General features: G+C 62.2%; 14 protein-coding genes. 4 read left to right on the plus strand and 10 right to left on the minus strand.

Features of this window, described 5'->3' with window-relative positions; genetic code table 11:
- Nucleotides 1–4: 4 nt before the first annotated feature.
- From ehuC to ectA, 7 genes are all read right to left on the minus strand, one after another.
- Nucleotides 5–676: an ectoine/hydroxyectoine ABC transporter permease subunit EhuC gene (gene ehuC, locus DDE76_RS08705; RefSeq protein WP_104894650.1), complete on the minus strand. Its 672-nt coding sequence runs from the start codon at nucleotides 674–676 to the stop codon at nucleotides 5–7.
- Nucleotides 677–790: 114 nt separating this feature from the next.
- Nucleotides 791–1,657 carry an ectoine/hydroxyectoine ABC transporter substrate-binding protein EhuB gene (ehuB, locus tag DDE76_RS08710; RefSeq protein WP_104894649.1) on the minus strand — a complete coding sequence of 289 codons (867 nt, stop codon included), beginning with the start codon at nucleotides 1,655–1,657 and terminating at the stop codon, nucleotides 791–793.
- 73 nt (nucleotides 1,658–1,730) lie between these two features.
- Nucleotides 1,731–3,188 carry an aspartate kinase gene (locus DDE76_RS08715; RefSeq protein ID WP_104894648.1) on the minus strand — a complete coding sequence of 486 codons (1,458 nt, stop codon included), beginning with the start codon at nucleotides 3,186–3,188 and terminating at the stop codon, nucleotides 1,731–1,733.
- 70 nt (nucleotides 3,189–3,258) lie between these two features.
- The gene (gene thpD / locus DDE76_RS08720) at nucleotides 3,259–4,188 is read right to left on the minus strand and encodes an ectoine hydroxylase (protein WP_104894647.1); all 930 of its coding nucleotides are present in this window, start codon (nucleotides 4,186–4,188) and stop codon (nucleotides 3,259–3,261) included.
- Between the two features lie 38 nt (nucleotides 4,189–4,226).
- Complete coding sequence (locus DDE76_RS08725; RefSeq protein ID WP_104894646.1) at nucleotides 4,227–4,619, minus strand: ectoine synthase; 393 nt, start codon at nucleotides 4,617–4,619, stop codon at nucleotides 4,227–4,229.
- Nucleotides 4,620–4,632: 13 nt separating this feature from the next.
- Nucleotides 4,633–5,922, minus strand: coding sequence for a diaminobutyrate--2-oxoglutarate transaminase (gene ectB, locus DDE76_RS08730; RefSeq protein WP_104894645.1), 1,290 nt, complete (start codon nucleotides 5,920–5,922; stop codon nucleotides 4,633–4,635).
- Between the two features lie 55 nt (nucleotides 5,923–5,977).
- Nucleotides 5,978–6,691 (minus strand): diaminobutyrate acetyltransferase, encoded by a 714-nt coding sequence (ectA, locus tag DDE76_RS08735; protein WP_245891853.1) that lies wholly within the window; start codon nucleotides 6,689–6,691, stop codon nucleotides 5,978–5,980.
- A gap of 141 nt (nucleotides 6,692–6,832) precedes the next feature.
- Between ectA and DDE76_RS08740 the strand changes: the two genes are divergently transcribed.
- The gene (locus DDE76_RS08740; RefSeq protein WP_157955725.1) at nucleotides 6,833–7,336 is read left to right on the plus strand and encodes a MarR family winged helix-turn-helix transcriptional regulator; all 504 of its coding nucleotides are present in this window, start codon (nucleotides 6,833–6,835) and stop codon (nucleotides 7,334–7,336) included.
- Between the two features lie 2 nt (nucleotides 7,337–7,338).
- Here DDE76_RS08740 and DDE76_RS08745 read toward each other — a convergent pair whose 3' ends face one another.
- The 3 genes from DDE76_RS08745 to DDE76_RS08755 form a co-directional block, all read right to left on the minus strand.
- Nucleotides 7,339–7,731, minus strand: a complete 393-nt coding sequence (locus tag DDE76_RS08745) for a GFA family protein (RefSeq protein WP_104894642.1) — start codon at nucleotides 7,729–7,731, stop codon at nucleotides 7,339–7,341.
- A 174-nt stretch (nucleotides 7,732–7,905) separates the two neighbouring features.
- Entirely contained in the window at nucleotides 7,906–8,391 is a 486-nt protein-coding gene (locus tag DDE76_RS08750; protein ID WP_104894641.1) for an SRPBCC family protein, read from the minus strand.
- 122 nt (nucleotides 8,392–8,513) lie between these two features.
- Nucleotides 8,514–9,413 carry an N-acetylmuramic acid 6-phosphate etherase gene (locus tag DDE76_RS08755; RefSeq protein WP_104894640.1) on the minus strand — a complete coding sequence of 300 codons (900 nt, stop codon included), beginning with the start codon at nucleotides 9,411–9,413 and terminating at the stop codon, nucleotides 8,514–8,516.
- Nucleotides 9,414–9,665: 252 nt separating this feature from the next.
- On the opposite strand from DDE76_RS08755, the gene DDE76_RS08760 reads away from it, so the two are divergent.
- The 3 genes from DDE76_RS08760 to nagA are packed head-to-tail and all read left to right on the plus strand — an operon-like array spanning nucleotide 9,666 to nucleotide 12,615.
- On the plus strand, nucleotides 9,666–10,430 hold the full coding sequence (locus DDE76_RS08760) for a GntR family transcriptional regulator (protein WP_104894639.1): 765 nt from the start codon (nucleotides 9,666–9,668) through the stop codon (nucleotides 10,428–10,430).
- Between the two features lie 14 nt (nucleotides 10,431–10,444).
- Nucleotides 10,445–11,455: an SIS domain-containing protein gene (locus DDE76_RS08765; RefSeq protein WP_104895064.1), complete on the plus strand. Its 1,011-nt coding sequence runs from the start codon at nucleotides 10,445–10,447 to the stop codon at nucleotides 11,453–11,455.
- Nucleotides 11,452–12,615, plus strand: a complete 1,164-nt coding sequence (nagA, locus tag DDE76_RS08770; RefSeq protein WP_104894638.1) for an N-acetylglucosamine-6-phosphate deacetylase — start codon at nucleotides 11,452–11,454, stop codon at nucleotides 12,613–12,615. Before DDE76_RS08765 ends, nagA begins: the two co-directional genes overlap by 4 nt.
- Nucleotides 12,616–12,657: the final 42 nt, after the last annotated feature.

Here is a 12,657-nt window from a genome sequence, read left to right on the forward strand (position 1 = left end):
TGTTCTACCTCGCTCCGGCGCGCCAGCGGCCCACGAACCGCTCGAGCAGTTTCATCATGGCGGTCAAGACCAGCGCCAGCCCGAAATACATCAGCAGCGCCAGGGTGTAGATCGTCGTCGAGTCCTGGGTGAAATTGCGCAATTGCTCGGCGCGAAAGGCCAGGTCGGACAAGGAAATGAGCGAAACCAGTGCGGTATCCTTGAGGTTCTGAATGGCCAGATTGCCGAATGGGGGCATCATTTCGGGGATCGCCTGGGGCAGGGCCACTCGCCATAGGGTCTTTCGCGGCGTGAAATTGAGCGCCCTGGCCGCCTCATACTGATCCTTGGAGACCGACTGGATGGCCCCGCGCACCACTTCGGCGCCATAGGCACCGATATTGAGCGACAGCGCCAGGACACCGGCGGCGACCGGGGGCAGGCGCAGATCAATGCCGATGGCTTGTCCGGCAACTGGCAGTGCGAAATACAGCCAGAAGAGCTGCACCAGCAGCGATGTGCCGCGGAAGATCTCGATATAGCCTATCGAGATCGCCCTGATGAGCGGGTTGTGGGCGAGCTTGCCGATGCCCGCGGCGAACGCAAGGAGCGCTCCGAACACCGTTGAATAGATCGTCAGCTCGATGGTCACCCAGGCCCCCAGTGTCAGGGGGGTGAGATATTGGGTCCAGTCCATGAAAGCGTTCTCAACCTGGCTTTATTGTTGTTGTTGCTGGTGATGCGCAAGCAAGTCGCCGGTGGGCGCTGAACAAGCAGCGCCCACCGGCAGATCAGATCAAATGAGCTGCGCTTATTCGGCGCAAAGCTCTGCAGTGCTCATGTCGAACGAGCGCGAGGTGTCGGCGTCGGTAAAGCCGTAGCCGGACACGGTCTCGAGCCACTCGTCGGTCTGCTTGTATTCGGCCAGCACTTCATTGACCGCGTCGCGCAGCTCTTCATTGCCCTGGGCAAAGACGAAGCCGCCCCAGGAGCGCTGTTCGGTGCCGTCGATGACCGGATCGGTGAACCCTTCGGCCACTGCCACGGCATCGCTCTGCCCCGCCAGTTCGCTGGCGGTCAGGCCGGTTGCCGCATAGGCGTCGGCGCGGCCGGTCGACACTGTCGAGATCGCATCGGCGTTCGATGAGATGGTCACGAGCTGGTCTTCGGACACGCCGAGCGCCTGCATCATGTCGAGCTGGTTGGCGCCGGCCATGATGGCGACGGACAGATCGGAGTTTTCAGCGAAATCGGCATAGCCGGTCAGCCCTGCGGGATTGCCGGCAGGCACCAGGAGACCTTCACCATAGGAGGTGTTGGGCTCGGAATAGATGACCGTGGCGCAACGGGTAGGGATGATGGCCATTTCGGCGGCGACCATGTCGAAGCGGTCGGCCTGCAGGCCCGGAATCAACGACGAGAAGTCGGTCGTGATCCACTCGATATTGGTCACGCCGAGCTCTTCGGCGATGTGCTTGGCCACGTCAGGGCCGGCGCCCATGGCTTCGCCCGAGACCGGATCGATATAGCCATAGGGAATCTCATTTGCGACCGCGATGCGGATGGAACCCGATTCCTGGATTTCGGCCAGCGTCGCAGCGCTGACTGCGGTGGAGGCAAGTGCCGAAGCGGCGATGGCGGACAGCGCCATGACTGCGGTTTTTCCGAGTTTGGTCATGTGTGTTCTCCTCATTTCTGTGTCTTCGGGCGGTTGAAACCGGCTGCTGCCCATCCATGCAGCCGGCCATGGGTCAGGCTGCCGCGTGCAACTTCTGTTGCGGGGCGGCGGCCCAGTCTTCGATCAGGCCCTTGTGCAGGGCCGCGATGGTGGCTTCGAACTGGTCGGGCTCGACGATGACCTGCAGGTCGACCTTGCGCAGCAGGTCGTGCATGCCGAGCGGCTCGATCCCCGCATCCGACAGCGCGCGGATCGCCTGGGTGAGGACCCGGGGCGAGCGCAGATCGCGACCGATGGCCGAAACCAGCGCGATCTTGCGCAGGGCGATCTCGGCAGTCGGGAAGGCATCGGACAGGTCGGTTTCGACCCGCTTGATCGCCTTCATCGACCCCTTGAGATAGTGGGTAATGGTATTGGCATTGGAGGTCTTGGCGATGATCCAGACCTTGTGACGCTTCAGCGCCTCAAGAATCTCGGCGTCATAACCCTTCACCCCGACCATGTCCTGGTCGTAGAATTCGAAGGCATAGACGTTCTTCAATCCCGTCACGATCTCGACCTGCGGTGACTGCGCATCAAGGTCTGAACGGATCACGGTGCCGGGATGTTCCGGCTCAAAGGCATTTTTGACACGCAAAGGTATGCAGGCGCGCCGCAGGCCTTTGGCTGCGCGGGGATGAATTGCTTCCATGCCCATATTGGAGAGCTGGTCGGCCACATCGTAATTGGTTTCACCAATCACGCGCACCGCGTCGGGCGACACCAGCCGCGGATCGGCGCTCGAGAGGTGGAACTCCTTGTGGATGATTGCTTCGCGCGCCTTTGTCACGACCGTCAGCCGCGACAAGGTCACCTCCGAATAGCCCCGGTCATAGGTGCCCATCAGTGCTTCGCTGCACTGGGCATAGCCTGTGACAATCGGCAGCTCGGTTGCCAGATCGACATCGGCCAGGGCCCGCTCGATGGCTTCATCGAGCGTGTACTGCCCCTCGTCGCGCCAGCCGGTGAGATCGATCATCCGCGCCCGCACGCCATGGAGATTGAGGAGCAGGGCGGTGTTGAAGGCCGAATGCGCCTCACCCAGCGACGCCAGCATTTCGCGCACGGTGAGCAGGTGCTGCTGTAGCTGGAAATGCCCGAATGAGCACAGCCGCTGCAGATCAATCAGACACGAACGGACGCCTTCGACCCGCTCCCGCGCAAAACGATTGGCCGATTGGCGGGCCCCTTCGTCTGCGAAGATGCGCTCATTATGGGCGAACATCTTGTCGGCCACGGCGCTCAGGGCATCGCCCCAGCCCCAGCCGCTCTCGGCGCTGGAAAACAGCGCATAGACGCCGGGCTTTCCCGACTTCTTGTGCTCAAGCAGCTCGTCGGTCATCCCGGCATAGGCCGAGACCACAAAGATGCGCTGGTAAAGGTCGGCACCCTTCCGGTTACCAATCAGCACGGTGTCGAGCAATTCCTCGGTGCGGGACATCGAGGTGCCGCCGATCTTCTCAACGGTATGGCGCGGGCTTTCGGTGGTCATGTAGTCTCCAGCCGCTCCCTTTTCGGGAGCGGAGCCATTTGGTTGTTCGTTGGCGATTGAAATACCGGCCTTAGCCGATCTTGCCGGTCTCGATGCTGATCGGACCCTTGGGGTCGCGCGAGCTGAGGAACGCAGGGCGCGGGTTCTTGGCAGCGAAGGGCTGCACCACCCGGTTGGACCAGGCGTTATAGACGAAAAAGGCGTTCGAGCGCGGGAAGGGCGTGATATTGCCATTCGAGCCATGCATGGTGTTGCAGTCGAACAGCACCACGGTCCCGGCCTTGCCCGAGGCATAGTCAATGCCGTGTTCCTTGGCCATTTTCGTCAGCGCGTCATGCGAGGGCACACCGATTTCCTGCTTCTTGAGCGAGGTCTTGTGGTTGTCCTCGGGGGTCTCGCCGGCACAGGCGATGAAGTTCTTGTGCGTGCCCGGCATCAGCATCAGCGGACCATTGAGCGCGTCATTGTCCGTGAGCAGGATCGAGGCCGAAATCGCGCGCATGCGCGGCATGCCGTCCTCGGCGTGCCAGGTCTCGAAATCGGAGTGCCAGTAGAACTCCTTGCCCGTAAAGCCCGGCTTGTAGTTGAGGCGCGACTGGTGGAGATAGACCTCGTCATCGAGCAGGAAGCTGACAGCGCCGGCAATGCGGCGGTCGCTGGCCAGGCGCGCGAACAGCGCGTTTTCTTCATCCAGCCGGAAGACGGTGCGGACCTCATTCGAGCCGGGCTCGGTGATCACATTGTCTTCGGCGATCTTTGCCTCGCCCGAGCGCATGTGGGCGGATTCCTTCTGCAGCGCGGCGACTTCCGCCGGCGAAAAGACATCCTTGAGGACCAGATAGCCGTTCTTTTCGAAGCTCTCGGTCTGCGCGCGCGTCAGCGGTGCTTCAGGGGTCCAGTTGCCCCAGACGACGGGGTCTTTGCGCTCCTGCCACTTTTCGGCCGGCAGGCGCGTGGGATAGTCATCGTGATTGGCGGTGTCGAAAGCTGACTGGGTCATGGTTCTCGCCTTTCAGTTGGAGTTTTAGGGGAAGACGTTCAGGCGTCTTCGGGAGCCGGGGCGTAGGAGCCGTCCTCGCGGTGCACTTCATTGCCGGTCACCGGCGGATTGAAGCAGCACGCCATCACCATCTCGCTCTTGGCGGTCAGGCGATGCTTGTCGTTTAGGTTGAGCGCATACATCACGCCCGGGCGGATCTGGTGCACCACGCCGGTATCGAGTTCCTCGATCGAGCCTTCACCCGAGATGCAATAGACACTCTCGAAGTGATGCTTGTAGTGAAACACGTGGCTGGTGCCCTCGTGAATGCGGGTGATGTGGAACGAAAAGCCCATCTCGTCGCCGGCCAGCAGCAGGCGCGTGCTGTCCCAGCCATTGGAGTTGACGAGGCGGTCGCCCAGGCGGGCGGATTCGAGATCGCGTACAATCATTGCTGGCTTGTCCTTATTCGGCCGCCGCGCGGTGAGACCCCAGGACCGCGTCAAAGGCAGTCTCCATGATGTCGATGCCGGCGGTGAGCTGGTCGAGGGAAATGGTGAGCGGGCAGAGCACCTTGACCACTTCGTCAAAGCTGCCCGAGGTTTCGATGATCAGGCCCTTGGCAAAGCACGCCTTGCAGATTGCAGCAGCAGCTTCGCCCGAACCGGCATCGATACCGACCATCATGCCGCGACCCTTGGTGACGAGGCCATGCTCGTCGGCGATGGCGGCCAGGCGCTCACCGAGATAACGGGCCTTCTCGTTCACATCCGAGATGAACCGGTCGTCGGCCCAGAACTTCTCCAGTGCCGCGGCGGCAGTCACGAAGGCATGGTTGTTGCCCCGGAACGTGCCGTTGTGCTCAGCCGGCTTCCAGATGTCGTGCTCCGGCTTGATCAGCGTCATGGCCAGCGGCAGGCCCATGCCCGAAAGCGACTTGGCCATGGTGATGATGTCGGGCGACAGGCCCATGCCGTCAAACGAGAAGAACCCGCCCGTGCGGCCGCAGCCGGCCTGGATATCGTCAATAATGAACAGCGCGCCGTGCTTGCGGGCAATCGCCTGGATCTGGCGCAGCCATTCGGGGGACGCGGCATTGAGCCCGCCTTCACCCTGCACCGTTTCGACGATGATCGCCGCCGGCGCGTCGATACCGCTGGACGGATCGCTCAATTCGCGCTCGAGCAGGTCGGCCGTGTTGATGTCTGGACCATGATAGCCGTCATAGGCGGCGCGGGTGACACCGGAGAGCGGCGTCGAAGCACCACCGCGATGCTTGCCATTGCCCGTGGCGGCTAGGGCACCCAGGGTCACGCCATGGAAGCCATTGGTAAAGGCGATGATATTGGTGCGGCCGGTGACCTTGCGGGCCAGCTTCATCGCCGCTTCCACCGCATTGGCGCCGGTCGGACCGGTGAACTGGAGCTGATGGGTCATGCCGCGCGGACGCAGGACCAGCCGCTCGAAGGTCGACAGGAAGTGCTCCTTGGCATCGGTGAACATGTCCAGGCCATGCGCGATGCCGTCATTGGAGATGTATTCGATCAGCGCCGATTTCAGGTCCGGGTCGTTGTGCCCGTAATTGAGCGTCGAGCAACCGGCGAGAAAGTCGGTATAGGCCTTGCCATTGGTGTCGTAGATGGTCGAGCCAAGCGCCCGGTCGAACACCTTGGGAAAGCTGCGCGAATAGGACCGCACGCGGCTTTCGACCCGCTCAAAGGTATTGATCGGCGTGATGGTTGCTGTGGTGGCCATGGGGAACGTCTCCTGGACGTGGATAGTCAAAGGGCTAGGTCTGAACGTCGTGCGATCAGGCGCTCGTAAGCGCCGTCACCTTCTCGGGGCTGAACGGACCGATGTTGACGGCGTATTCGCTGTCATGCAGTCCGTCGAAATGGGCGTCTTTCTCGAACAGTTCGACTTGCTGCATCTGCGCGTCGAGCCTGCGGGCGATCGCTGTGAACAGGCCCCAGCTCGCCTCATTGTCATGCGTGATGGTGCATTGCAGCGTCGTCACCGCGCGGCAGGCGGGGCGGGCCAGCACATCGCCGATCAGGCGACGGCCGAGACTCTGGCCGCGGGCGGCGTCACTGACGCAGACCTGCCAGACGAAATAGGTGTCGGGCTGCTCCGGCGGGACATAGCCCGAGAGCCAGCCCACGACCTTGCCATCCTGCTCCGCAATGGCGCAGGTCGCGGCAAAATGGGTGGTCTGCAACAGGTTGCAGTAAAGCGAATTATCATCGAGCGCGCTGGTGGCACCGATGAGCTTCCACACCTTCGAACCATCGGTACTGATGGGGGTGCGAATGCTCGCTTGCGGGGCACCTGCGGTTTGCCGGTGCAGGGCACTGGCATCGAACAGCGCTGAGTTGCCGTAAATCATGGTCGGGAAAGTTAGCTTGTTAAAACTACATTTCAACCCAGATGGTGCGACAAAATCTGCCTTCCGCGTCATGCTGGTGACAGAAATCCGTGATCTACCATGCAAAATCAATGGGTTGCGTGGAGTGTGGTGTGCCAAATTATTTTCTGTATGCGCCGTTTTTGCTTAGTCACATAAAAACAGGTTAGATATAGCTAAGGAATGCTGAACCCCTGTGAAGGCGCTTGGGTTCCCTGGATTCTGACGATAATATGGTGGGGAAGACTCTGGAGTAGGCTATTGGAAGATCGGACCAAATTGGCCCTGACCGCGATGCGCAAAATCCTGCGCGCGACCGAGTCGAACTCCAAACAGTTGATGCGCGAAACCGGTCTGACACCGTCCCAGCTTATCTTCATGCAGATATTGGATGGTGAGCAGGAAAAGACCGCCGGGCATGTGGCGAGCCGCATGGGCATCACCCAGGCCACCACCACGGCGCTGCTGCAAAAGCTCGAGACATCCGGCATGATCCAGCGCCGGCGCGGTGAGAAGGATCGCCGCCAGGTGCTGCTGTCACTGACCGACAAGGGCCAGAAAGTGCTGGCCATCGCGCCTGACGGCGTGCACGCCCAGTTTCACCAGCAGTTTTCCGACCTCAAGGAGTGGGAGCAGATCATGCTGATCGCGGCCCTTGAGCGGGTGGCGGATATGCTTGACGGCGACCACCCCGATGCGGCGGCAGTGATCGACCATGTCGCCGAACTGGCCGGCGAAGTGCCACTCGAGCCAGAACAGCCCTGACCTCAGGCTTCACTTCGTCCTGAGCCTTCGCGGTCTCTCGAATAAGCTCGCATGCCCGTAAAGGGTGGAAGCCAGGCTTCCCTGCGGATCGTCCACAGCTCGTAGGTTGGGCGGAACTGATCGATGGCGTCCAGGGCGCCCAGATGGATCTCGACTTCATCGCCGCTACGGGAAAATATCGAAGAGCCGCAGCGCGGGCAGAAGTGTCGGCCCTGATATGAGCTCGTCGCGCCGGTGGTAGACACCGCGGCCTCGGCAAAGATGGCCGAGGCATGAAACAGCGCCCCGTGGTGCTTCCGGCAGTCGAGGCAATGGCAGAGCCCCACACGATAAGGTGCCCCGCTTGCCTCGAACCGCACTGCGCCGCAGAGACATCCTCCAGTCGTCTGGTCCATGATTGGTTACCTTTCATGCGCGGGTTGAACTGGTCGCCTGGGATGCACACTGTCGTGGGAGCCAGATCGTACCAGGCTCGCCTGACCAATGCTGGAACGCGATGGAAACATACCCAGGACCGGCAAGGGACCCCGAAGGTGCCGCCACCTCCGGGGGCTTTTGTTGCGCGGCGCTCAGAGGGACTTGGCTACCTCTTCCAGTTGGGCAGCACACAGGCCCCAGCCCTCATGGAACCCCATTTTCTCATGCGCTTCGCGGTCCTCGACGGTCCAATGGCGCGCGGTCGCCGTGTAGCGCGTCTTGCCGCCTTCGGCTTCGAAGGTCAGCACGCAGGTAAAAAAGGGCTTCTCCGAAGGTTGCCAGTCGCCGATAAAGGCATCGGTAAACACCAGCTTACGGTTTGGAACGATTTCGAGATACTGACCCGGGCTGGGATATTCGGTGCCGTTCTCGTCAGCCATGACCACCAGGTTGGCGCCGCCTGGGCGCAGATCGACGCTTGCGCGCGGTGTTGACCAGGGCTTGGGGGCAAACCATCTGGTCATCAGGTCCGGTTCGGTCCAGCAGCGATAAACCGCCTCTGGGGAGGCATCGATCAGGCGCGTCAGCACCAGGTCGCGATTGTTGTCCGGGCCGGGATCATTGGCTGAGGTGGTCATTGCATGTCTCCTTGCGATGATGTTTCACAAAGGCGACGAGAGGGCCAACGGCACATCGACACTTGCTGCGACTTTTTTGGCGCGGCAGGTCAATATTTGCAGCCCACCGGCAGCCCGCCATCCTAATGGCCACTTATCTCCGCCAGAATAGGCCGCAACAGACCCTGATGCCGGGTCAGCAGGGCCTCTGCTTCGGCAAGGCCACTGGCGCCGCTGGCAATAAGAATGGCTGGCTTGACCGCGCCGGCACTGGCCACGAGCGCTGATTGGGCTGTGGCCTCGTCCACTCCGGCAATCGCCGCGACGATACCGCATGCGCGCATACGTAGCTTCTCGTTGTCCGCAATCACATTGACCATATAGCCGTCATGCACATGCCCGAGGCGAATGGCCATCAAGGTCGAGAGCATGTTGAGAGCAATTTTCTGGGCGGTGCCCGCGCCCATGCGCGTCGAGCCGGCGATGACTTCGGCCGGCGTGGGTAGGCAGATCGCCGCGTCGACCAGTTCGAACAGGGGCGCACCGGCATTGTTGGCAATGCCGATCGTACTGGCGCCGGCCGCGCGGGCGACTTCAATCGCGGCAAGCGGGTAGGGGGTCTGCCCGCTTGCCGTCACGGCAATCAGGCAATCATTTTCAGTCAGCGCCAGGGCTTCGGCTGCCTCTCTGGCGGCGGTAGCGTCATCCTCGGGGCCGCCGCGCATGTCGCGCAAGGCGTCCATTCCGCCGGCCAGCAAGACCACGATCCGATCAAGCGCGATACCATAGGTGCCGGGCAATTCCAGCGCATCGGCGAGGGCCATCAGGCCCGAACTGCCGGCGGCGGCATAAACCAGTCGTCCGCCATTGCGCAGGGCACTAGCCGCCAGACTGGCGCCGCGCGCAATCTCGGGAACAGCCGCTTCGACGCATTGGGCCGCTTCCGCCTGGCCCTTCGCCAGCAAGGACAGGATTTCCGCGTCACTCTGCAGCTCCAGGCCAATGGCCTTTGCGTGCCGGGCTTCGGTTCGCCTGTCTGTCATCCGCTGCTCCTGTCTGGCTCTAATGCCAAAAAAATACCACTTATCACGATCACTACGCCAAGGGATAAAGCGCCGGTCTCAAAAGCACAATATCCACAGCGGGATGGGCATGTTGGCGTGAGTTTGCCAAAATGGGCTTGGTGAATGGTATTTTATTGGTATTATATGTGCAGCGCCATTCTGGTGCATCACGCTTGCCGGTCCGTCTGAAGGGCCGGCCAAGGAGGTCGCTTGACTGAACAGTCCGGCACTATGTTTGGCGAGGGGCCGGTGGTTCTGCCGATTGGCGGGCCGCTTTATCTGCAGCTCAAGCGCTGGATAGAAGATGCCATAAAGCGCGGACTTATCAACCCCGGCGATGCCTTGCCTTCTGAACGGGACCTGGCGCATCGCGCCGACGTGTCCCGGGTCACCGTGCGCAAGGCGGTGCAGCAACTGGTGCATGAAGGGGTTCTGGTGCAGCGTCACGGCTCGGGCACCTTCGTTGCCCCCGAAACCCAGCGCGTCGAGCAGTCCCTGTCCCAGCTCACGTCATTCACCGAGGATATGGCGCGGCGCGGCATGGCGGTGCGGGCCGAATGGCTCGAGCGCGGCCTTTACGTACCCTCGCCGGAGGAAACCATCATTCTGGGCCTCAGTGCGGGCGATCGCGTGGCGCGCATTGCGCGTTTGCGCCTGACCGGCGAGACCCCCTTGGCCATCGAGCGCGCCAGCCTCTCCATGGCCGTGTTGCCCGATCCGATGAGCATTGCCGATTCGCTCTACAAGCATCTTGAAAAGACCAATATGCGGCCGGTTCGCGCCATTCAGCGCATTCGCGCTTCCAATATCGCGGAAGAGGATGCGCATCTGCTGCAGGTGCCGGTCGGCTCGGCCGGCCTGCATATCGAGCGCATTTCCTACCTCGGCACTGGCCGCGTCGTCGAATTCACCCGCTCCATATACCGGGGCGACACTTATGACTTCGTCGCCGAGCTCCGGCTTGGCGACACCAGCAATGGAGCACTCAGATCGTGACCACCCAGACCTTTATGCGACAGGAAATCGATCAGATCCCGCAGGTGGTGGCCGGTTTCCTCGATGCCTCCACCGATACCCTGGACGCCGCCGCGGCGCGCCTGCGTGAGCTCGATCCGGCCCTGCTTGTGACAGTGGCCCGCGGCTCCTCGGACCATGCGGCCACCTATCTCAAATATGCCTTCGAGTTGACGCTTGGCCTGCCGGTCGCTTCGGTTGGCCCCTCGGTTGCCTCGATCTATGGCAAGGATTTGCGCCTCGAACGGGCCGCCGCCATCGCCATTTCCCAGTCGGGCAAGAGCCCGGACATTGTCGGCATGGCCCAGTCGGCCAGACGCAATGGCGCCATCACGATCGCCATCACCAATACGGCCGGTTCACCCCTGGCCGACGCCAGCGACTTCACCATCGACCTGCATGCGGGCCTCGAAAAAAGCGTTGCGGCAACCAAGACCTTCGTGACCTCGGTAGTGGCCGGCCTGGCCCTGTTGGCGCGCTGGAGCGGCGATGCCGATCTCGCCCGAGCCGTCGCGGCCTTGCCTGAAAGCCTGTCGCGCGCCGTCGCCTGCGACTGGTCGGAAATGGTGGGTGCGCTGGATGGCCATAGCGCCCTCTATGTTCTTGGACGCGGCCCCGGCTTCGCCATCGCCAATGAGGCGGCCCTCAAATTCAAGGAAACCTGCAACATCCAGGCCGAGTCCTACAGCGCCGCCGAAGTCATGCATGGCCCCGTGGCGATTGTGACGCCGGGCTATCCGGTGCTCGGTCTGGCCGCGCGCGATGCGGCCGAAAGCTCGGTTGCCGAAATGGCGCACAAGCTGGCCGGGCAGGGCGCCAAGGCTTTCCTGACCAGCGATCTGCCGGGGGCCGCCAAGCCGCTGCCCTTTGCCGCCACCGGCCATCCGATCACCGACCCGCTGGCGCTGATTGTCTCTTTCTATGGTTTCGTCGAGGCCCTGTCGCGCCATCGCGGCCTCAACCCGGATGTGCCGCCGGCTCTCAAAAAGGTCACTGAAACCGTATGAGCGACCTCGCTGCAATCTCGGGCGCCCGCATTTTTGACGGCGAGAACTGGTTTGACGACGCGGCACTGCTGATCGAGTTCGGCTATGTCACTGGCATCGTCGCCCAGTCCGACATTCCAGACCAGGCCGAGCGCGTGGTGCTGAATGGTGGCATGATGGTGCCCGGCTTTGTCGACCTGCAGGTCAATGGCGGGGGCGGGGTACTGTTTAACAATGCCCCGACACTTGATTCCATCCGCACCATCTGCAACGCCCACGCACAGTTCGGCACTACCGCCCTGCTGCCCACGCTGATTACCGATACAGCCGAGATCAACGTCCAGGCCATCGCCGCTGGTGTTGCCGCCGCGGCCGAACGCGTCCCCGGCTTCATCGGATTGCATCTGGAAGGGCCGCATCTGGCCCTGCCGCGCAAGGGAACGCATGACCCTTCTTTGATCCGGCCGATGGACGCGACAGACCTTGAGCGTCTCTGTGCGGCCGCCGAGGCCCTGCCCAACCTGCTCTGCACCGTAGCCGCCGAAACCGTGCCACCTGCACAGATCACCCGGCTCGCGGCGTCGGGTGCCATTGTCAGCATTGGTCATTCCGACGCCAGCTACGATCAGACCATGGCCGCCTTTGCGGCCGGGGCCAGCATGGCGACCCATCTGTTCAATGCCATGAGCCAGCTCGGCAATCGCGAGCCCGGTGTCGTCGGTGCGGTGCTGGACAGCAAGACTGTGCATGCCGGCCTGATCGCCGATGGCATTCATGTGCATACCGCCTCAATAGGCGCGGCGCTCCGCGCCAAGCAGGGGCCGGGTCACATCTTCCTGGTCACCGATTCCATGTCGCAGACGGGAACCGACCTCAAGACCATCGAACTGAACGGCCGCACCATCACCCGAGCCGACGGCGCGCTGCGCCTCGCTGACGGCACGCTGGCCGGCGCCGACCTCGACATGATCGACGCGGTCAATTTCATGATCGACCGCATCGGCCTGGAACCGGACGAAGCCTTCCGCATGGCGGCGCTTTATCCGGCCCGCGCCATTGGCGCCGACGGCCGGCTGGGCCATCTGCGCCCATCGGCCGAAGCCAGCTTCGTGCACCTTTCAGACGATCGTCAGGTCCAGTCCACCTGGATCGCCGGTGAAAAGGTCTGGAGTTTGAACTAGAACCAACGCCACCCGCTCAGGCTGAGGCGAAAATGGCGATCT

The organism is Devosia indica, assembly GCF_003056405.1.
GTDB classification, from domain to species: Bacteria; Pseudomonadota; Alphaproteobacteria; order Rhizobiales; family Devosiaceae; genus Devosia; species Devosia indica.

Bases quoted from the DNA above. Each gene is read 5' to 3' on its own strand.
- DDE76_RS08760 (WP_104894639.1), top strand. From the start codon at position 9,666: ATGTTTGGCGAGGGGCCGGTGGTTCTGCCGATTGGCGGGCCGCTTTAT.
- ehuC (WP_104894650.1), bottom strand. From the start codon at position 676: ATGGACTGGACCCAATATCTCACCCCCCTGACACTGGGGGCCTGGGTG.
- ehuB (WP_104894649.1), bottom strand. From the start codon at position 1,657: ATGACCAAACTCGGAAAAACCGCAGTCATGGCGCTGTCCGCCATCGCC.
- DDE76_RS08765 (WP_104895064.1), top strand. From the start codon at position 10,445: ATGCGACAGGAAATCGATCAGATCCCGCAGGTGGTGGCCGGTTTCCTC.
- thpD (WP_104894647.1), bottom strand. From the start codon at position 4,188: ATGACCCAGTCAGCTTTCGACACCGCCAATCACGATGACTATCCCACG.
- DDE76_RS08755 (WP_104894640.1), bottom strand. From the start codon at position 9,413: ATGACAGACAGGCGAACCGAAGCCCGGCACGCAAAGGCCATTGGCCTG.
- ectB (WP_104894645.1), bottom strand. From the start codon at position 5,922: ATGGCCACCACAGCAACCATCACGCCGATCAATACCTTTGAGCGGGTC.
- DDE76_RS08750 (WP_104894641.1), bottom strand. From the start codon at position 8,391: ATGACCACCTCAGCCAATGATCCCGGCCCGGACAACAATCGCGACCTG.
- DDE76_RS08715 (WP_104894648.1), bottom strand. From the start codon at position 3,188: ATGACCACCGAAAGCCCGCGCCATACCGTTGAGAAGATCGGCGGCACC.
- nagA (WP_104894638.1), top strand. From the start codon at position 11,452: ATGAGCGACCTCGCTGCAATCTCGGGCGCCCGCATTTTTGACGGCGAG.
- DDE76_RS08745 (WP_104894642.1), bottom strand. From the start codon at position 7,731: ATGGACCAGACGACTGGAGGATGTCTCTGCGGCGCAGTGCGGTTCGAG.
- DDE76_RS08725 (WP_104894646.1), bottom strand. From the start codon at position 4,619: ATGATTGTACGCGATCTCGAATCCGCCCGCCTGGGCGACCGCCTCGTC.